Source organism: Thermus sp. LT1-2-5 (assembly GCF_040363165.1).
Taxonomy (GTDB): domain Bacteria; phylum Deinococcota; class Deinococci; order Deinococcales; family Thermaceae; genus Thermus.
In genome coordinates this window covers 41,370-58,704 of record NZ_BSRG01000002.1, presented here as the reverse complement: position 1 = coordinate 58,704, position 17,335 = coordinate 41,370, and the positions used below count along the sequence as shown (strand labels likewise).

The window sequence follows — 17,335 nt, the reverse complement described above, 5'->3', positions numbered from 1 at the left end:
TGGAAAAAGCGTCCAGCCTAGCCCCTGGGTTTTGACTTGGGTTGCATCAAGGCGTTGCCCTATCCCAGGGCTGTGGCGTGGCTTGGTACATTTGTCACAAGGACACCTGTCCTTGGGGGTAAGCGCTAAAACATGGATGGATAGGTCCGAGTTAGGACCTGCCGGAGGTGAGCGATGAGAGGCGCAAGGTTCCTACTGATGGCGGCGGTGGCCCTGGGGGTGCCGGCCCTGGCGGCGGTCAAGCGTTTTGAGCTCACGGCGCAAAGCAGCGTGTTTCCTGTAGATGAGGGGGTTTACGTAAAGGGGTTCTCCTTTGACGGCATGAGCCCGGGCCCCATGCTGGTGGTGGAGGAAGGTGACACGGTAGAGATCGTTCTTAGGAACGGAGATAGCGTAACCCACGGTCTTTCCATCCACGCGGCCAATACCCAGACGTCCAAGTTCCTGGGCAACGTCCAGCCTGGGGAGGAGCGTGTCTTCCGTTTCACCGCCGATTTTCCGGGCGTCTTCATGTACCACTGCGCCCCCGGGGGGCACGGGATTATGGCCCATACCATGGGGGGACAGCACGGCATGATCGTGGTAGAGCCGAAGAAGAAGTACCGCCTCGAGGCTGAACTCAAGCGCCCACCCGACCTCAAACTCTACATCGTTCAAAGCGAGTGGTACGCTTCGGGAAGGGATTTCTTTGATGGTAAAGCCACCTACGTGGTTTTTAACGGGTACAACTTCCGCTACGTTAATGAGCCCATTCCCGTGCGGCCGGGCGACTACGTGCGCATCTATTTCCTTAACGCCGGTCCCAGCCTCACCAGCACCTTCCACGTGGTGGGGGGCATTTGGGAGTACATCTACTACCAAGGCAATCCAGATAACGTTATGAAGGGCAGCCAGACCGTGTTGGCAGGCCCTTCGGATTCCTGGGTAATTGAGTGGCGGGTGCCCCCGGTGGAGGGGGACTACGCCCTGGTAACCCACGTGTTCAATACCGCCATCAAGGGAGCCTTAGGGATACTTCGGGCCAAGAAAGACGCCCCTCGGATAGGGGAGGTGCGGGCGGAAGGGCCCAGGGCTCTCACCGCCATCCCTGCGGACGCTAAGCGGGTGCTGGATCCCTATGGCCTGGGAACCCCTGACCACGAGCACACGGTCCGCGTACCCCTGGACCCCGCTTTGGCCCAGCCCGTGGCTGTGGGAGCCAAGACCCTGGAGCCCTTGCCCGTGCGGGTGCAGATGGTGGGCAACTCCTTCTATCCCAAGATCTTAGAAATCCCTGTGGGGACCACGGTGGAGTTCATCAACGAGGACGTTTTTGACCTCTTGGAAGGGGAACGCACGGGACGGCACGACGCCGTGGTCATCAACGTCCAAGGGCCAGAGCCCTTTGTGACCCCTAAGCTGGGTCACGGGGAGCGGTACCGCATCACCTTTACCCAGCCCGGGGAGTACACCTACATCTGCAGCATCCACCCCTACATGAAGGGCGTGATCCGGGTGTATGCACCTACCGAGCAAATAGCCCACTCTCACACGCACTAGGGCTCGGGTAAGGTCCCCGGGGGATGGCTCCGGGGACCTTTCCTTGCTGCCGGACTTGCCCCAACCGAATGGCGAGGGGTGAGGATAGGGATAGGGACATTTGGCTTAGGACATCCGTACTACTCGGATATTGCTATCCTAATTTGCGGAGGTGTCCAACATGAAAAGGGCACTAGGTTTTTGGGGTGCGGTATTGGTAGCGGCTTTGGCCCTAGGTCAGGCCCCAGGAGCCTTGGGTCCGGCGGAGCGGGAGCGGGCTTCCCAAATCTACTTTGACCGCTGTGCTGGTTGCCACGGGGTATTGCGCAAGGGGGCCACGGGGCCTTCCCTGGAGCCCAAGAAGATGGCCGAGCGGGGGATAGAGTACCTGAAGGCGGTGATCTTTGGGGGGCTTCCTGGGGGGATGCCCGATTGGGGGCGCCAGGGAATTTTAAGCGACGTGGACACCGAGCTCATGGCCCGGTTTCTCCTGGAGGAGCCCCCAGCCCCTCCTATCCCGAGCTTTGAGGAGATCAGGAAGACCTGGAAGGTCTACGTTCCGGTAGACAAGCGTCCAAACCGGCCGCAGCATGGACGGAACTGGCAGAACTTCTTCGGCCAGGTACTTAGGGATACGGGCCAGGTGGCCATCGTTGATGGGGACAAAAAGGAACTGGTGACCATCGTGCCCACGGGGTTCGCAACCCACATCCTACGTTCCTCCGCCACCGGGCGGTACTTCCTAGCCATTGGTCGCGATGGCAAGGCCAGCCTGATTGACCTTTTCATGAACCCGCCCCAGGTGGTGGCCGAATCCAAGCCCTGCGTAGACGCCCGCTCCATTGAGTCCAGCAAGTTTAAAGGCTATGAGGACGAGTACGCTGTGGTGGGGTGCTACTGGCCGCCCACTATGGTGATATTGGATGGGCTGACCCTGGAGCCTCTGAAGATGGTTTCCACCATGTCCTATGCCAAGGGAGCAGGGGAGTTCGTTCAGGAGGCCCGGGTGGCGGCCATCGTGGCCAGCCAGTACAACCCTGAGTGGATCGTAAACCTTAAGGAGTCCGGTCAAACTTGGCTGGTGGACTACTCGCAGCTGAACAAGCCAGGCCGCCCCCTCCCCATTACCATGATCGACACCGAACGTTTCCTGCACGACGGCGGGTGGGCCCTTAAGCGGTACTTTATCGTAGCGGCCAATGCGGTGAATAAACTCATCGTCATCGACACCAAGACCCGGGCGTTTGTGGCCGAGGTGGAAGCGGGGGTAAGGCCCCACCCGGGCCGGGGTTCCAACTGGACCCACCCTACCTTCGGACCCGTGTGGGCCACGGGCAACATCGGCAGCCCTGAGGTGACGGTGGTGGGGGTAGATCCGGAAAAGCACCCCCAGCACGCCTGGAAGGTGGTGAAGCGGATCCAGCTTCCTTACACGGGTACCCTCTTCATCAAGACCCATCCCAATAGCCCTTGGGTGATCGTGGACTTCCCCATGAGCCCAAGCCCTCAAGCAGCGGCAAGCCTGTGCGCGATAGACAAGCGTAAGCTGGAGGTCGCGAAGTGCTGGGAGGTGCCTGGGGCTCAGGAGCGTAGGGCCCGTATGGTGCATCCGGAGTTCAACAAGGGAGGAACGGAGATCTGGGTTTCTGCCTGGGGAGCGAAGGATACACCTACCTTCATCGTGATTTACGATGCCTTGACCCTGAGGGAGAAGGCCCGGATCACCGGGGACTGGGTCCGCACTCCTACGGGCAAGTTCAACGTATACAACACCGCCTACGACATCTACTAGCAGGGTTGGGGGAGGAATGTTTCCTCCCCCATGACCCGGATCATGGAGGCTAAGGATCTTTTCCCAAAGGCTAGGAACATGGAACGCCCAGACTTTGCCCAATACCCCTACCTAGTTGCCTGGGAGGTGACGAACGCCTGCATGTTAGCGTGCCGGCATTGCCGGGCCTCGGCCATGCCTCATCCCCTGCCGGGGGAGCTCTCCACAGACGAGGGCTTGCGCCTTATAGAGGAGGTGGCCACCTACACCCCTAAGCCCCTCCTCCTTCTCACCGGTGGGGATCCCTTGGCCCGGCGAGACCTTTTTCATCTCGTTGAGCATGCTCGAGACCGGGGCTTGAAGGTGGGCTTGACCCCTGCTGCGACTCCCTTACTCACCAGGGATACGGTATTCCGTTTGAAGGAGGCTGGGGTAACTCGGCTTGCCCTTTCCCTGGACGGGGCAAGCCCGGAGAGCCACGATGCCTTCAGGGGGGAAAAGGGTACTTTCGCCCGGACCTTGGTGGCTTTGGACTGGGCCCGGGAAGCGGGGCTTCCCACACAGGTGAACACTACGGTAACCCGGGATAACTGGCCCGAACTTAAGGCGATACCCGAACTCTTGGCGGAAAAAGGCGTGATCCTTTGGAGCCTCTTCTTTCTGGTCCCCGTGGGACGGGGAACGTTTCTCAAGCAGCTTTCCGCTAAGGAGTTTGAGGAGATCCTCCACTGGCTTTACGAGGTTTCCAAGGCTTATCCCTTCCACGTCAAGACCACCGAGGCCCACCACTTCCGTCGGGTGGTTTTACAAAGGCGGCAGGCGGAAGGGGGAAAGGACCGAGCTTTGGCGGCTGGTGAAAGCCTGCACCGGGAATATTTTCAAGACGGCATGGAACACTCCCGCTTGGGAGTCACGGACGGCAACGGATTTGTTTTCGTGTCGGCCACTGGGCATGTGGCCCCTTCGGGCTTTTTGCCGGTGTATGCAGGCAACGTGCGAGAAAAGTCTCTTCTGGAGATTTACCGAGAAAGCCTGCTTTTCCGCGAACTCCGTGACAAAAACCTCCTTAAGGGGAAGTGCGGAGTTTGCGAGTACCGCTACGTCTGTGGAGGGAGCCGGGCTCGGGCCTGGGCGGAAACGGGGGACTACCTGGCTGCTGACCCCCGCTGCGCCTATGTGCCGCCGGCGTGGTTGGACCTGAAGGGCAAGCGCCCCCTTGCGGAAAGAGGATGAGGCACAAGTGGATGATCTTGACGTTAGCGTTGTTAGGGATGGCTTTGGCCCAGGATGGAGGCAAGCTCTACGCAGAGTATTGCGCTGGCTGTCATCCGCCCCCGGGGCAAGGGGTTCCAGGGCGGGGTTAGACCCTTTATTCCAAGACCCTAAGGGGCGTGCCTAGTTGGTGCAGGTGGTGGCCTTTGGCCTGCAAGGCTCCCTTAAGGTGGGTCCTTTTACGTATGGCGGCTGATGCCTCCCATGGGCCGGCTGAAGGATGAGGAGATTGCCCTTGTACTCAACCCCATAGGCGTCCGCTTCGGCAACCGGAACCCGCAACCTTTACGCCCACTGAGGTACACGGAGCTTGGGATAGCGCTTAGCCCCCCCAAGGGGTGCTTAAGGGCAGGCCTACCCGGTAGAGCCAGCGTCATGCAGAGTTGTGGTCCGGGCAGGCGAGGCGGAGGTCCTCTGGGGTCAGGGTGAGCTCGAGGAGGGCGCAGCGGAACCCTCCCTCTGCCCGGAGATGGCGGCAGGTGAGGCACATGCCCGTGTCCGCCATCACACCCTGGCGCACCAGGCCCTCGAGGAGGCGCATGAGGGGAAGGAGAAGGGCCTTCTGGTCCATCCCCGTAAGCGCCCTCCGCACGGGGTCTAGGTAATCCCCCAGGGCCTCCGCCAGCCGCCTTCCCTTAGGCGTGAGGCCAAGGCGGGAGCGCCGTTTGTCCTCTGGGTCTTTTTCCCGCGCCAAAAGCCCCTTCCGTTCCAGGGCGCCCAGGGCCTCGCTCACCGTGGCCGGGGTGAGGGCGAGGAGGTGGGCCAGGTCCACCACCCCCTGGGGCCTTGCCGCCAGGTGGAGGAGGAGCTGGGCTTGGGTGGCGGAAAGGCCCAGGCGGTGGGCCTTTTGCGTGAGAAGGGCCCGTTCCGCCTGGGCCAGGCGCTCTAGAAGGAAGAGGAGTTTCTCCTCAGCGTCCACCCCCTTAGCTTAGGGCCGGAAGACGCTGAAGACGTAATCGGTGTTGGCCGCCCCCTGGTGGCAGGCGTGGCAGGCCTTGGGGTCCACGGCCAGGAGCTGCTTGTCGGGGCCGAAGGCGTAGTAGCCCCAACCGCCCGTTTCCGGGTAGCGCTCGGGGTCTTTGACCATGACGCCGATGAGCTTCCGCGGACCTTCCACAAGGGCGTTCCCTTCGGACTTGGCCTCCACCAGGTCGAACACGATGACCGTGCCCTTGGGGAAGGGGGCCTTCTTGCCCTCCAGGTACGTGGGAAGCCCCGTGGGGTTCACGTAGATGTGGTGCAACCCGCCGAAGCTCTCGTAGAGGGGATGGCCGGGCTTGAGCTCCATGCTCTTCACGTGGAGCCAAAGCCGGAAGCCCTCAGGGTAAGGAACCCCTTCTTGCCCAAAAGACAAAAGGAGCGCCAGCAGGACCAGCAAAATCCCCGCTTTCTCGGTTCCCGACCTCGTCATTGCCGCCTCCTTAGGACTCCTAAATAATATCGCCCCCGTGCCGCTTCCGTCAAGCCGGGAGGGGTTAGGGGTTTTCCAGAATCTCTCTCAGCGCTTGGGCGTTGTTGTAGCGCCTTTCCTTGGCGGCGAAAAGGAGGGTGACTCGCCCCGTTTGGGCCAGAGCCTTGAGCTTGGTCAGGGAAGGGTTTCCCGCCACCTCCTCGCGATAGCGGGCGAGGAACTCGGGGTACTTGGCTAGATCGTGAGCGAACCAGCGGCGCAGGGCCTCGGAAGGGGCAAGCTCTTGTGCCCACCAGCTCACCTGGGCCTTGGCCTTGGAAAGCCCCCGGGGCCAGAGCCGGTCCACCAGGACCCGCAGGCCGTCCTCGGGGGAGGGGGGATCGTAGACCCGTTTAACCCTCAGATCCATTCCGCCTCCGGCAAAACGCACTCTGGGCACTGGGCCTCCACGAACCGGAGCCAGTCCAAGACCTCCTCGGCGTTCCGCACGGGGCCTAGGTGGTAGACCTCCAGGTGGGCGTCCGCCACCAGAGCGCCTCCTGGCGGGATGGCGGCAAGCAGCGCCTCCTTGGGGTCTAGAAGGAGGGGCAGGGGGCTTGGGGTGAGGGTCTTAGCCAGGAGGAAGGCTTGGGCGTTTAGCACCTCGAGTTCTGCGTGCTTGCGGGCCAGGTCCTGGGCCAGCGTCAGGTCCCGCACCAGGGCCAAGGGCTTTCCCTTGAGGTCAGGCAGGTAGACCTTGGCCCCTTCCGGGGTGGAGAGGGAGAGCGGGGGCAAGGGTTTTCGCAGCATACTTCGAGCCTAGCATGCTTCGAGCCTAGGTGGGAGGCAGGAAGCGTGCCTTACCCAGGGGCACAAAGGGTGTCCTTAGGCCTTGACCTGCATCATGGACCGCTAAAGGGGTATCCCCCAGAGTGGGCCTTGGAGGTGAGCCATGCCCCACGTAATCTGCGAGCCTTGCATCGGTGTCAAGGACCGTTCCTGCCAGGAAGTCTGCCCCGTGGAGTGCATTTACGATGCTGGGGAGCAACTCTACATCCACCCGGACGAGTGCATTGACTGCGGGGCCTGCGTGCCCGCCTGCCCGGTGAGCGCCATCTACCCTGAGGAGGACGTTCCTCCCCAGTGGCGGGACTACATTGAGAAGAATCGGCTCTGGGCCCAGACCCTGCCCAACCTTCACGTATTGGAGGAGTAGGATGGCCTTGCCCTCAGGCCTGGTGGTGGAGGTCCGCCAAGAGGTCCCCTTCCTGCCCAAGGTGGCCTTTACCCTCATCAGCCTGGCCTCTTTGCTGGGGGCGATCTTTACCGGCCTGCACCTGGGTCTTGCCCCGGCATGGCTCGTTGTGCGCTGGCTCCTCCTCTGGCTCTGCGGCTTGGCCTTAGGGTTTGCCGCTTGGCGGGCCTTCTACCTCCGAAAGGAGCCGGATCTACCGGAGGCCTCGGGGTTTTTGGAGGAGGAAGGGCGGGTCTGGGCCCACCTGGCTCGGAGGCTTACTTGGCCCCTGGCCCTCACGGCCCCTCTTTCCCTTTTCTTCACCTATCTAGGCGGGCTAAAAGGCCCTCTCTTCCTTGGCACCCTGCTTCTTACGGGGGCCCTGTGGGCAGGATGGCCCCGGGTGGCCTTCGCCTCAGCCTTGGGGCTCTTCCTCCTCTGGGCCTGGGCCGACACCCTCACCCCGGAAGGGTTCCTCCTACGGGCGCTTCACTTTCTCGCGTTTGGCCTCTGGCTCGGTGGGGCGCTTTTCAACCTTGGGGTCAACGTGCCCGTGGGTATGCGTCACCCCCAGGTGCCGGCGGTGGTAGCGGGGGCCAGGCAGCTGGAACGCTTCCGCTGGGTGGTGCGCTTTGCCCTACCCACGGTCTTCCTCACCGGTCTGGGGATGGCCTTGGCCTATCGGCTTCCCCTCTCCACTTTCCTCGGCTTCCCCTTTGCCCTCATCCTCTTGAAGGTCTTCCTGCTTGCCGGCCTTGTAGTCATCTTCATTACCTGCCCCCTCTACCGGCAGTGCTCCCCGGTGCAGGGGGTTTGCCGCCTCGAGGACCTCAGCGTCCGGCCGCTCCGCCGCCTGGACAACCGCCGTACCCCGTGCGCCCTGGGACTGATCCGGGCCACGGAGGCCATGGCGGAACTGCCTTCGGGGGTGGTGCTGGAGCTCCTTTCCAAGGACATCTACGCACCCTACGAGGTTCCCGCCTGGGCGGGCAAGTACGGCTACCGGATCCTCAAGCACGAGCAAAGGGGGGTCTTCCCCTTCCGTTACCACCGGTTCCTAGTGGAGAAGCCATGAGGGTGGTTTTGGAGATCCGTCGGCAGGCGGTGCCTGGGGCACCTTCCCGTTGGGCGCGCTACGTTTTGGAGGCCTCTCCTGGGAGCGGCTCTTGGATCTCCTCTTGCGGGGGAAGACCGAGGGGGACGGAACCCTGGCTTTCCGCTACTCCTACAGACAGGGCATCTGCGGCTCCGACACTCGCACCATCAACGGCCGCAATCGGCTGGCTTGCAAGACGCTGGTGAAGGACGTGGGCCCCCGGATCCGCGTGGAGCCCTTGAAGGCCTTCAGGCTAATTAAGGGCCTTATTGTGGACATGGAGCCCTTCTTCGCGGCCTACCGGTCGGTGAAGCCCTACCTCATCAACCCTGAGCCTCCGCCCGAGCGGGAGAGGTGGCAAAGCACCGAGGGGCGGGCACGCTACGAGGAGACCACCCGGTGCATCCTCTGTGGCGCCTGCACCTCCAGCTGCCCCGTCTACTGGGTGAACGGGCGCTACATTGGCCCGGTAGCCATTGTCCAGGCGCACCGCTTTCTTTTTGATTCCCGGAATCTGGGGGCGGAGGAGCGGCTTGCCGGATGGCTTGAGGGGGCGGAGCGGGGTTTGGCAGTGCCGCAACGCCCACAACTGCACCGAGGCCTGCCCTCGGGGGATTGATGTGAACCGGCTCATCACCGAGGTAAAGCGGTGGAACCTGGAGGCGGCCTTTTAGAGAGTGTGCTTTTTGTTTCTTTATTCACGAACCTTTAAGGGAAAATTATCACGAGGACCCTTGGGGTCCCCGAGAAAGGAGGAAGCGTGGAAGAGGGCATCGTCATTGTGGGCGGCGGTTTCGGTGGCCTGGCGGCGGCTAAGGCCTTGGACCGGGCGGGGGTGTCCTACCTCCTCGTGGACGTCCGCAACCACCACCTCTTCCAGCCCCTCCTCTACCAGGTGGCCACGGGATTTCTCGAGGCCCCGGCCATTGCCTACCCCTTGCGGCCCCTCCTCCGGAAGGGGCGTTTCCTCCTGGCCCGGGTGGAGGAGGTGGATCTAGAGGAGCGGCGACTCTTTTTGGAAGGTGGAAAGGCGCTCCCCTACCACCACCTTATCGTAGCCACGGGAAGCTACCCTCACGACCTTGGAGTTTTGGGCATAAAGGAACACGCCCTTTTCCTGAAGACCCTGGAGGACGCCATAAAAATCCGGAACCGGCTCCTAAAGGCCTTAGAGGAGGCGGCGTGGGGACAAAAGCTCCTTCGCTTTGTGGTGGTGGGTGGGGGGGCCACGGGGGTGGAGCTTTCCGGGGCCTTGACTGAATTTCTACGTAACGTCCTTCCCCGGGACTTTCCCGAGATCCCCGGCGCCGAGGTACACCTTCTGGAGGCCGGGCCTAGGCTGCTTCCCACTTTCCGCCCGGGGCTTTCCGCTTACGCCCTAAAGGCCCTTTCTGGTTTGGGGGTGCGGGTGGCCCTCCAGACCCAGGTGGCCCGGGTGGAGGAAGGGGGTGTAGTCCTGAAGGACGGGACCTTTTTCCCCGCCGACCTCGTCCTTTGGGCCGTGGGGGTCAAGGGGAACCCGCTTCCGGGCCTACCCCAGGACCCCCGGGGCCGGGTGCCCACGGACCCCTTTTTGCGGCTTCCCGACCACTCTGAGGTTTACGTGGTGGGGGACGTGAACGGCTTAGGCCTTCCCGGGGTGGCTCCGGTGGCCTTGCAACAGGGGGCCTGGGCCGCTAAGAACCTCCTTAGGGCCCTAAAGGGACAAGCCCCCCTTCCCTTCCGCTACCGCGATAGGGGTCAGCTTGCAGTTATCGGGCGCAACCGAGCGGTAGCAGAAGTGAGGCGACTGGCTTTTGCTGGCCTACCCGCTTGGCTCCTTTGGTCCCTGGTCCATTTGAGGGAACTCGTAGGGTTCCGTAACCGCCTCCTTGTCCTTCTAGACTGGGCTTACACGTACTTTTTCCGCCAGCCGGGGGTGCGGGTGTTGTGGAGGGAATTACCCATCGAGTTCAGCCTCTGCATGGGCCAGGAAGGCGGTTCGTAGCCGTTCCACCACATGTTTCGCAGAACGTCCCTCCTTAAGGGTTTTGAGGAGTTCACCCAAGAGTTCGCGCAAGATCCTGTGCTCTAGCAACCTTTCCTTCAGCTTCCCGGGGCTAAAGGTGGGATAATAAAGCGCTTCTTCCAACGCTATGTGGGCTTCTAGCTTTTGGGCCAGAATCTCGGCGACTTCCCGGGAGGGAAGGTCCTCGAGAAGAGAAGAGAGGTATGCATGGTCTTTCCGTAAGCGTTCAGGGGAGACGCCCAGGGTTACCAGTAAAGCCCGCCCCCCCTCTGGGCTTCTAAGGGTTAGGCGCCCCGGCCGCAGCCGAACCACCTCTCCAGGTAACAAGGCTCCCCTCCTTTGCCAGAAGTGCAGAAGAAGATTGCCTTTGAGGCCCACCAACAAGGCATCCTCACTCCGGAAGACCTTGATTTCCACTTCCTGCCCAGGAGCGACTTCCAGTACCTCAACTCGCCCGCCCGGACGAGCCAGGCTTTTGCCTAAAAAGGCTTTTACCATAGTGTTTCTCCTAAACCGGATATCCACTGGTTGGGGTATCTAGGGCGTGAGGTAGGCCTATGATCTGGAGAATGACCATCTTGGTTGCCGCCTGAATTTTGCAAGGACATCGGTTGGGAATGAAGGCCATGCTTCCAGGACCAAGGGCGTGCTCGGTACCCTTGAGTTCCAGCTGGCCCTGTCCCCGAAGGACGAAGAATACGAGCTCGCCAGCAAGGGGTGGTGAAGGAAAGACCTGTCCGGGGAGAAGGGAAACGAGGCGAGTTTGGAGATGAACCCCCTGGGCTAAGGGCTCGAGGCCGGGCGCTTCTCGGCGGAACCGAACGAGCTTCAGCACTTGGGGGTAAATATGGGTTTGGGAAGTGTGCCTACCCATTTGGTTAAAGTTTGGACGCTACTAGTGGACTCAACCATGACCTGGGTCAAGGGCTAACCAAAGGGTGGATTCCGGTTGCTGGCACAGCCCCCGGAAGGCGCAAGCCCCGCAGGTGGTGCCGCATCCCAGGGGCTTGGCGTAGCCGCGGCGGGCCAACTGGCGCAAAAGGAGTTTGGTTCCCTCCCGGGTTAGCCCCAACGCCTGCGCCAGCTCAGCGGGGGTCTTGGGCGTCTTGAGAAGGTCTAGGGCCTTTTGCGTCATGGGCGGAAGGGAAGGTGCCCGGCCAGGAAGGCCAGGGCGTAGGCCAAAAGGAGCTGGTAGGCCACGGAGAAGGTGGCCCAGCGTGCCCCCACCACCTGGCGCAAGGCGGCCAGGGTGGCCACGCAAGGGGTGTAAAGGAGGACGAAGACCAGGTAGGCCAGGGCCCCCATGGGGGCCACGGCCTCCTTCAGGGCGGTCTGTAAGGGAGTGGGTTCAGGGGCCAAGGAAACACTGGCCGGGGCGAAGAGGGAAAATAGCCCCTGCAGGGTGCCCCAAAGGGCCTGGAAGAGGGCTTGGGAGAGGGTGCGGAGGCCCTCGAGGAGGCCCAGGGGCGCCACGCCTTCCCCGCTCAGGAAGCTTACCCCCAAAGCCCCCACCACCACCTCCTTGGCCACGAAGCCGGGGATTAGGGCGCCCACGAGCCGCCAGTCCCCCACGCCCAAGGGTGCAAAGAGGGGGGTAAGGGTTTGGGCCAGCAGGGCATAGGGGCTTGTGGCCCCCAAGGGGACATGAAGGAGGGCCCAGATGAGGAGGACGGCCACCAAAATGGGCCCCCCGGCCCCCCGCACAAAGCTTCCCGTGCGGGCCAAGGAGAGGCGGAGGAGGAGCTTGAGGGGCGGGAAGCGGTAGGGGGGAAGCTCCATGGCCCCCTCGCCCCGCCCGGCCCGCAGGAAGCGCCCCAGGAACAAGGCGGTGGCGAGGCCCACCAGAAGGCCCAAAAGGTAAAGCCCAAGAACCACCAAGGGTGCATTCATGGGGAAGAAGACAAAGGCGAACAGGGTAAAGACGGGAAGTCGGGCCCCGCAGGCCAGGAAGGGGATGGCCAAGGCTACCCGCAGGCGGTCCAGGGGATGGGCGAGGGCCCGGGTGGCGTACACGGCGGGCACGTTGCAACCAAACCCCAAGACCAAAGGGATGAAGGCCTTGCCGGGAAGGCCTGCCCACTGCATGACCCGGTCGGCCACGAAGGCCATGCGGGCTAGGAACCCGGAGGTTTCCAAAAAGGCCAGGGCCAGATAGAGGAGAAAGAGGACCGGGGTAAAGGCCAGGACCGTGCCCACCCCCGCCACCACGCCCTCCGCCAAGAAGGAGCGGAAAAGAGGCGGCAGGGGTGCGGCGGCCACCCACCCTGCGAGCACCTCCTGCACCTGGCCGATGAGGTCCACCCAGGGGCCCGATAGGGCAAAGGTGAAACGGAAGGCGAGGAAAAGGGACAGGAGGAAAAGGGGTAGCCCCAAAAGGGGATGGAGGACCAAGCGGTCCAGGCGCTCGGTGAGGGAGGAGGGGGTGCCTTGGCGCTCCACCGCTTTTTCGTACACCTCCTTGGCCTTCTGATAGCGCCCCTCCAAGGCCAAGAGGTAGGGGTCGTGCCCTTCCAGGAGGAGTTTTTCCCGCTCCTTCCGGGCGGCCGCCAGGAGGGGTTCGGGTAAGGGGACCTCCTCCCCCAAAAGGGCGAGGAGGGCAAGCCCGCGGCTGGGGTAGAGGGGCTCCAGGGCGGCCAAGACTGCCTCGAGGGGGGCGGGGTAGCGCACGGGGGGGGTAGGCGTCCTGGCCTCCAAGGCCGCCTGCAAAACCCCTTCCACCTCGCCCCGGGCGGCCACGGTCCCGGCCACGGGCAGGTCCAGGGCCTGGGCCAAGGCCTCCAGGTCCACCCGAAGCCCCTTGGCCTCCGCCTCGTCCAGGAGGTTCACCACCAAGGCCATGGGCAGTCCGAGCTCCATGAGCTCCAGGGTTAGGACCAGGTTCCGCTCCAGGTTCCCCGCATCCACCACGTTCAGGATCCGGTCCGGGGGGTTTTGTAGGAGTTCCGTTAGGACGAGGGCTTCCTCCGGGGAGGTGGGGAGGAGGCTATAGGTGCCCGGCAGGTCCACCAGTTCCACCCGGGCTTGCCCTAAAGGCAGGTGGGCCGAGAGGCGTTCCAAGGTGGTGCCGGGCCAGTTGCCCACCTCGAGGCCCGCCCCGGCGAGGGCGTTGATGAGGGAGGACTTGCCGGTGTTGGGGTTGCCCACCAAGGCCCAGCGCTCCTCCGCCTTCAAGACCAAGGGAGTCTGGGGTGCGCACCGGGGGCAGCTCATGCCTCGTCCAGGGCCTCCACCATTACCGCTTGCGCCTCTTCCTTCCTTAGGAGCAAGAAGGCTTCCCCCGCCCGCACCTCCATAGGGTCGCCCAAGGGTGCCTGGAGCAGGACCTCCACCGTGGCGCCGGGGCGGAGGCCCAAAGCCAGGAGACGGCGGCGATCAGGCGCCACCTGGAGCACGCGGGCGCGTTGGCCAGGGGAGAGGGCGGAGAGGGGATACATCAGGGCACCTCCTGCCTTTGAGGCTACGATGGGCTTGAGGAAAAGTCAACCATTCCGCTCGGATTACATGAGTTAGAAGCGATACTCATTCTCACAAAATCTCCTCCTCTAAGGCCTTGGGGTTGGGGATTTCCACCCTTCGACCGGAAAGCCGGATCAGTCCCCGTCGGTAAAGCTCCCCCAGGTTGCGGGAAACCGCCTCGGGCACGGTGCCCAAAAGGGCAGCCAGCTCGGGGTTGGTGGGAAGGCGGAAGCCCTGTCCTTCTTCCTTTAGCCTTCCCAGTAGGAACTCGCAAAGCCTCTCCCGCACCTCGTGGAAGACCAGGCGATCCAGGAGGTGGAGGAGTTGGCCTTGCCGCCGGGCCAGGTAGCGTATCAGGGCCCGCGCCAGGGGGGGTCTTTCCTCCAGCAGGCGGTAGAAGGTCTCTTTAGGGATGCAGAGAACCTCGCTTTCCTCCAGGGCCTCGGCGCTGGCCGGGTAGGTGGGCCGTTCCAAGAAGAGGGCCACCTCGGCCAAGACCCGGCCTGGCCCCTCCACGTGGAGGACCACCTGCTTCCGGCCCTCAGGGTCTAGCTTGTAGACCTTGATGAGGCCCTTTCGCACCACGAAGAGGGCCCGGACGGGCTCCCCCTCCAGAAAGAGCACCTCGCCCCTTCGCAACGAGCGAGGCCTAGCTTCCCGGGCCAGGGCCTCCAGGTCCTTGGAGCCCAGTTCGCGGAAGAGGGGTACTTGGGCCAGGTCCATACTTCACCCCTTTAGGGCCTCGAGGCGCCTTTTGGCTTCCTGCAAGAAGGGCTCCAGCTTTAAAGCGCGGGCGTACGCCTCCTTGGCCACTTCCCTGTAGCCTAAGGCCTCGGCCAGATCCCCCAGGCGTAGCAGGCCGGAAAGGGCCCTTTCCTGGAGGTAGGTCCGTTCCGCCTCCGCCCACTCCCCGTAGGGGTCGTCGCCGAAGAGGGGGCCTTTGTAAAGCTCCAGGGCCTGGCGAAGGGTTTTGAAGGCGGAAAGCCCCTCCTCTAGGTCTGCTCTGCGCATGAGCTCCTCAAAGCGCTCAAAGTCCAGGAAGCGCCGCTCCGGGAGGCGCAGGCGGTAGTACTCCCCTTCCCGCTCCACGATGCCGGGCAGGGCCTTGCGCAGGTGGTACACAAGGGCGTAAACCTCTTGCCGGGCCCGCTCGGGTTCCAACTCGGGGAAGAAGGTCTCGGCTAGGTCGTCCGCATAGAGGGCCCGGTCCTTGTTGGCCAAGAAGAACTTTAAGAGGCGGTAAGCCCCGCTGCGGCCAAAGTCCTTGGGGGAGAGCTCCTTGCCCCGGAAGCGGAGGCGGAAGCCTCCCAGGGCGTAGACCTCGAGGTCCAGCTCCTGCGCCTCGGTTTGGGGAAAGAGGAGGGGGATGGCGAGCCGGGAGAACCATAGGGCGGGGGCGGCGGGACCGGTGGGGGGTTTGGGCGGACGGGCGTGGAACAAGGTGCCCACGGCCACCACCTGCCCCTTGGCCCAAAGGGGCAGGCAGATCCTGGGCCTTCCTTCCGCTTCGGGGCAGTGGGGAAGGCCATTTTTCAGACCCACCACCTTTCCCCGCCAGGCGGGGCAGTCCTGCATGGCGCACGGGGGAACAAGCCCCAGCTCCATCCGCTCCCCGCCGGGGGTCACCAGCCTTACCCCGGTGGCCTGGGCCAGGCGTTTGAGGGCCTGGAGGAAGGTGTGCCGAGCCTCGGAAACCTCCCCGCGGTAAAGGCGTTCCCCTAGGGCCAAAAGCCCCACCTCCCCTAGGCGGGTGAGGAGGGTGTAGAGGGTGCTGGCGAAAAGGGGGGCGATGCGGGAAAGGGCCTCGAGGGCCTCCTGGTGGTCCGGTTCCGGGTTCCGCGCCGCCAGGTTGAGCACGCCGATGAGGCCGTGGGGAAGCTCCAGGGGGTAGCAGATGTAGGTCTGGTAGCCCAGCTGCTTCACCTTTTGCCGCAGGTACCGGGGGTCTTGTTGCAGGGTGTGGGTGAAGAGGGGCTCCCGACGGAGGGCCACGATGCCCGGGTACCCCTCGCCCAGGTGAAACCAGGGCTTCTCCAAAAACGCTTCCCGGTGAAGCCCTTCGTAGGCGGTGAGGATTAGGTGGTGCCCCTCGGGGTCGGCGAGGAAGAGTTCGGCGGCGTCCATGCCCAGCCCCTGGCGCAAGACACCCAGGAAGCTTTCCAAGGCGTCGGGGAAAGCTTCCGGGTGGCGCAGGAGGTGCTGGGTGAGCCGGGAAAGTTCCAGAAGCAGGTCTGGGGGCTCAGCCCGCTCGGGGTAGAGCTCCACCAGGTACCCGCCGTTTTCCCGGTAGCCCTGGCAGCGAAGCCGCTTCCCTTTGAGGAGCAGGGGAGTGCTGGCTCGGTAAGCGCCCCGCTTCAGCTCCCGCTGCACCGGGCAGCGGGCGCACAAGGGGCGGCCGAAGGGATCTTGCCCCTGCACCAGCCCAGCGCAGGCGCCTTGACCTTCCAGGCCCAAGGAGGGATCCGCCTCCAGCACTTCCGCCAACCCTTCGGCGGTGAGCCTGAGCCGGGCTAAGGGCCGCATCGCCTTCAGGGTAGGGCCCTTCTCTTAGGACAGATGTCCCGGGCCTGGCAAGTGGCCGCCAGGAGGTACCTCCACACTAAGGGCCGGAGGTGAGGATGAAGCGAAGGCTCTATCCCCTGGTCCTGGCCTTCCTCCTGGCCCCGGCCTTGGCCCAGGAGGGGAAGGCCCTTTACGGCCAGTTCTGCGCCGGCTGCCACGGGGCCGAAGCCCAGGGCCTCCCTGGGGCGATCCCGCCTTTGGCCGGGAACCCCAGGGCCTGGGACGAAGCGCATGTGGTCCAGGTGGTGCGCCAAGGGATTTCTGGACCCTTGGAGGTGGGGGGCGTCACCTACAACGGGGTCATGCCTCCCATGCCGCAGGTATCCGAGGCACAGGCACGGGCCATAGCCCAGTACCTGAAGGGCCTAGGCGGGGTCCCTGCCGGGACGGCACCCCCAGCACCCCAGATCCAACTCGCCCCAAAGGGGGTTGGGTTTGGGCTTTCGCCCAGCCCGGCTCAGGGAAAGCCAGAAGCCCCGAAGCGACCACCGGGTCCGCTTGGGGTTCATCACCCCCCCTCGGCACCCCAGCTCCCGGTCTACCCGGCGGTGCCCGTACCCGGGGTGCTCCCGCACCCCCGCCTCCAGTAGGTGTACCCGGTGGCCCGGGGAACCTCCAAAGCCCGCGGGACGATGGGTGGGGGAGCCAACCCTTGGGCGAGGGCTTAGCTCCATGCGCTCGCCCAAGGGCCTCCCCTTCCTCTTTCTTCATGAGGCGCCGCGCCTTGTTCTCCCGCCTCTCGCCGGGGAAGAGGGAGGGCTCCTTCCCCACGAGCTCCCACCTCCCCTTCACCACGGGGTTGGGGCGGGCGTCGTGGGCCCGAGCCATCTCCACCAAGCGCTTTACCCCTTGATAGACCGCCTCCAAGGCGGCTTGGAACTTCCCCCGCGGGGGGATAACCTTGAGCTTCTTCCCCTTGTCCGCTTCGTCTGGCAATCCTGCCGTGGGCTCTAGTGGTTGCATATCCTCCAGGAGGCGTGGGTCCAGGTGGTGGAGGGCGTAGCGGGCGAGGGATGGATGGGAGGGGA

At 63.7% G+C, this 17,335-nt stretch carries 18 protein-coding genes and 1 pseudogene; 8 read left to right on the top strand and 11 right to left on the bottom strand.

The annotated features are described in order from the left end of the window. Positions 1 to 174 precede the first annotated feature (174 nt). From ABXG85_RS02280 to ABXG85_RS02270, 3 genes are all read left to right on the top strand, one after another. A complete protein-coding gene (locus ABXG85_RS02280; protein WP_353512120.1) occupies positions 175 to 1,539 on the top strand; it encodes a multicopper oxidase domain-containing protein in 1,365 nt (454 codons plus the stop codon). A 160-nt stretch (positions 1,540 to 1,699) separates the two neighbouring features. Beyond that, entirely contained in the window at positions 1,700 to 3,310 is a 1,611-nt protein-coding gene (locus ABXG85_RS02275) for a cytochrome D1 domain-containing protein (protein ID WP_353512119.1), read from the top strand. Between the two features lie 78 nt (positions 3,311 to 3,388). After that, positions 3,389 to 4,522, top strand: coding sequence for a TIGR04053 family radical SAM/SPASM domain-containing protein (locus ABXG85_RS02270; protein WP_353512118.1), 1,134 nt, complete (start codon positions 3,389 to 3,391; stop codon positions 4,520 to 4,522). Between the two features lie 412 nt (positions 4,523 to 4,934). On the opposite strand, the gene ABXG85_RS02265 is transcribed toward ABXG85_RS02270, so the two are convergent. The 4 genes from ABXG85_RS02265 to ABXG85_RS02250 form a co-directional block, all read right to left on the bottom strand. After that, on the bottom strand, positions 4,935 to 5,480 hold the full coding sequence (locus ABXG85_RS02265; RefSeq protein ID WP_353512117.1) for a MarR family winged helix-turn-helix transcriptional regulator: 546 nt from the start codon (positions 5,478 to 5,480) through the stop codon (positions 4,935 to 4,937). Between the two features lie 9 nt (positions 5,481 to 5,489). After that, the gene (locus ABXG85_RS02260) at positions 5,490 to 5,972 is read right to left on the bottom strand and encodes a cytochrome P460 family protein (protein ID WP_353512116.1); all 483 of its coding nucleotides are present in this window, start codon (positions 5,970 to 5,972) and stop codon (positions 5,490 to 5,492) included. A gap of 64 nt (positions 5,973 to 6,036) precedes the next feature. Then, a complete protein-coding gene (locus ABXG85_RS02255; RefSeq protein WP_353512115.1) occupies positions 6,037 to 6,381 on the bottom strand; it encodes a DUF488 domain-containing protein in 345 nt (114 codons plus the stop codon). Further along, the gene (locus tag ABXG85_RS02250; protein ID WP_353512114.1) at positions 6,372 to 6,761 is read right to left on the bottom strand and encodes a hypothetical protein; all 390 of its coding nucleotides are present in this window, start codon (positions 6,759 to 6,761) and stop codon (positions 6,372 to 6,374) included. Before ABXG85_RS02250 ends, ABXG85_RS02255 begins: the two co-directional genes overlap by 10 nt. A gap of 142 nt (positions 6,762 to 6,903) precedes the next feature. Here ABXG85_RS02250 and ABXG85_RS02245 point away from each other — a divergent pair, with 142 nt between their 5' ends. The 4 genes and pseudogenes from ABXG85_RS02245 (at position 6,904) to ABXG85_RS02230 (ending at position 10,268) form a co-directional block, all read left to right on the top strand. Then, the gene (locus ABXG85_RS02245; RefSeq protein WP_353512113.1) at positions 6,904 to 7,167 is read left to right on the top strand and encodes a ferredoxin family protein; all 264 of its coding nucleotides are present in this window, start codon (positions 6,904 to 6,906) and stop codon (positions 7,165 to 7,167) included. Position 7,168: 1 nt separating this feature from the next. After that, positions 7,169 to 8,260 (top strand): sulfurtransferase TusA family protein, encoded by a 1,092-nt coding sequence (locus tag ABXG85_RS02240; protein WP_353512112.1) that lies wholly within the window; start codon positions 7,169 to 7,171, stop codon positions 8,258 to 8,260. Then, positions 8,257 to 8,955, top strand: a pseudogene (sdhB, locus tag ABXG85_RS02235) (succinate dehydrogenase iron-sulfur subunit). Before ABXG85_RS02240 ends, sdhB begins: the two are co-directional and overlap by 4 nt. Before the next feature lie 86 nt (positions 8,956 to 9,041). Continuing rightward, positions 9,042 to 10,268, top strand: a complete 1,227-nt coding sequence (locus tag ABXG85_RS02230; protein WP_353512111.1) for an NAD(P)/FAD-dependent oxidoreductase — start codon at positions 9,042 to 9,044, stop codon at positions 10,266 to 10,268. Here the strand turns inward: ABXG85_RS02230 and ABXG85_RS02225 are convergent. From ABXG85_RS02225 to ABXG85_RS02195, 7 genes are all read right to left on the bottom strand, one after another. Then, positions 10,221 to 10,787: a hemerythrin domain-containing protein gene (locus ABXG85_RS02225; protein WP_353512110.1), complete on the bottom strand. Its 567-nt coding sequence runs from the start codon at positions 10,785 to 10,787 to the stop codon at positions 10,221 to 10,223. The genes ABXG85_RS02230 and ABXG85_RS02225 overlap by 48 nt on opposite strands. Positions 10,788 to 10,797: 10 nt before the next feature. Beyond that, the gene (locus tag ABXG85_RS02220) at positions 10,798 to 11,163 is read right to left on the bottom strand and encodes an AraC family ligand binding domain-containing protein (RefSeq protein WP_353512109.1); all 366 of its coding nucleotides are present in this window, start codon (positions 11,161 to 11,163) and stop codon (positions 10,798 to 10,800) included. A gap of 30 nt (positions 11,164 to 11,193) precedes the next feature. Next, positions 11,194 to 11,424 (bottom strand): hypothetical protein, encoded by a 231-nt coding sequence (locus tag ABXG85_RS02215; RefSeq protein WP_353512108.1) that lies wholly within the window; start codon positions 11,422 to 11,424, stop codon positions 11,194 to 11,196. Continuing rightward, entirely contained in the window at positions 11,421 to 13,499 is a 2,079-nt protein-coding gene (gene feoB / locus ABXG85_RS02210) for a ferrous iron transport protein B (protein WP_353512107.1), read from the bottom strand. Before feoB ends, ABXG85_RS02215 begins: the two co-directional genes overlap by 4 nt. Continuing rightward, a complete protein-coding gene (locus ABXG85_RS02205; RefSeq protein WP_353512106.1) occupies positions 13,496 to 13,723 on the bottom strand; it encodes a FeoA family protein in 228 nt (75 codons plus the stop codon). Before ABXG85_RS02205 ends, feoB begins: the two co-directional genes overlap by 4 nt. A gap of 91 nt (positions 13,724 to 13,814) precedes the next feature. Next, positions 13,815 to 14,468 (bottom strand): Crp/Fnr family transcriptional regulator, encoded by a 654-nt coding sequence (locus tag ABXG85_RS02200; RefSeq protein ID WP_353512105.1) that lies wholly within the window; start codon positions 14,466 to 14,468, stop codon positions 13,815 to 13,817. A gap of 3 nt (positions 14,469 to 14,471) precedes the next feature. Then, positions 14,472 to 16,268, bottom strand: a complete 1,797-nt coding sequence (locus ABXG85_RS02195; protein WP_353512104.1) for an AfsR/SARP family transcriptional regulator — start codon at positions 16,266 to 16,268, stop codon at positions 14,472 to 14,474. A gap of 95 nt (positions 16,269 to 16,363) precedes the next feature. Between ABXG85_RS02195 and ABXG85_RS12905 the strand changes: the two genes are divergently transcribed. Continuing rightward, the gene (locus ABXG85_RS12905; protein WP_486401637.1) at positions 16,364 to 16,897 is read left to right on the top strand and encodes a c-type cytochrome; all 534 of its coding nucleotides are present in this window, start codon (positions 16,364 to 16,366) and stop codon (positions 16,895 to 16,897) included. Positions 16,898 to 17,335 lie beyond the last annotated feature (438 nt).

Excerpts from the sequence above, each read along its gene's own strand:
- ABXG85_RS02220 (WP_353512109.1), bottom strand. The coding sequence starts at position 11,163 with ATGGGTAGGCACACTTCCCAAACCCATATTTACCCCCAAGTGCTGAAG.
- ABXG85_RS02200 (WP_353512105.1), bottom strand. The coding sequence starts at position 14,468 with ATGGACCTGGCCCAAGTACCCCTCTTCCGCGAACTGGGCTCCAAGGAC.
- ABXG85_RS02240 (WP_353512112.1), top strand. The coding sequence starts at position 7,169 with ATGGCCTTGCCCTCAGGCCTGGTGGTGGAGGTCCGCCAAGAGGTCCCC.
- ABXG85_RS02270 (WP_353512118.1), top strand. The coding sequence starts at position 3,389 with ATGGAACGCCCAGACTTTGCCCAATACCCCTACCTAGTTGCCTGGGAG.
- ABXG85_RS02215 (WP_353512108.1), bottom strand. The coding sequence starts at position 11,424 with ATGACGCAAAAGGCCCTAGACCTTCTCAAGACGCCCAAGACCCCCGCT.
- ABXG85_RS02195 (WP_353512104.1), bottom strand. The coding sequence starts at position 16,268 with ATGCGGCCCTTAGCCCGGCTCAGGCTCACCGCCGAAGGGTTGGCGGAA.
- ABXG85_RS12905 (WP_486401637.1), top strand. The coding sequence starts at position 16,364 with ATGAAGCGAAGGCTCTATCCCCTGGTCCTGGCCTTCCTCCTGGCCCCG.
- ABXG85_RS02255 (WP_353512115.1), bottom strand. The coding sequence starts at position 6,381 with ATGGATCTGAGGGTTAAACGGGTCTACGATCCCCCCTCCCCCGAGGAC.
- ABXG85_RS02275 (WP_353512119.1), top strand. The coding sequence starts at position 1,700 with ATGAAAAGGGCACTAGGTTTTTGGGGTGCGGTATTGGTAGCGGCTTTG.
- ABXG85_RS02225 (WP_353512110.1), bottom strand. The coding sequence starts at position 10,787 with ATGGTAAAAGCCTTTTTAGGCAAAAGCCTGGCTCGTCCGGGCGGGCGA.
- feoB (WP_353512107.1), bottom strand. The coding sequence starts at position 13,499 with ATGAGCTGCCCCCGGTGCGCACCCCAGACTCCCTTGGTCTTGAAGGCG.
- ABXG85_RS02245 (WP_353512113.1), top strand. The coding sequence starts at position 6,904 with ATGCCCCACGTAATCTGCGAGCCTTGCATCGGTGTCAAGGACCGTTCC.
- ABXG85_RS02260 (WP_353512116.1), bottom strand. The coding sequence starts at position 5,972 with ATGACGAGGTCGGGAACCGAGAAAGCGGGGATTTTGCTGGTCCTGCTG.
- ABXG85_RS02205 (WP_353512106.1), bottom strand. The coding sequence starts at position 13,723 with ATGTATCCCCTCTCCGCCCTCTCCCCTGGCCAACGCGCCCGCGTGCTC.
- ABXG85_RS02250 (WP_353512114.1), bottom strand. The coding sequence starts at position 6,761 with ATGCTGCGAAAACCCTTGCCCCCGCTCTCCCTCTCCACCCCGGAAGGG.
- ABXG85_RS02280 (WP_353512120.1), top strand. The coding sequence starts at position 175 with ATGAGAGGCGCAAGGTTCCTACTGATGGCGGCGGTGGCCCTGGGGGTG.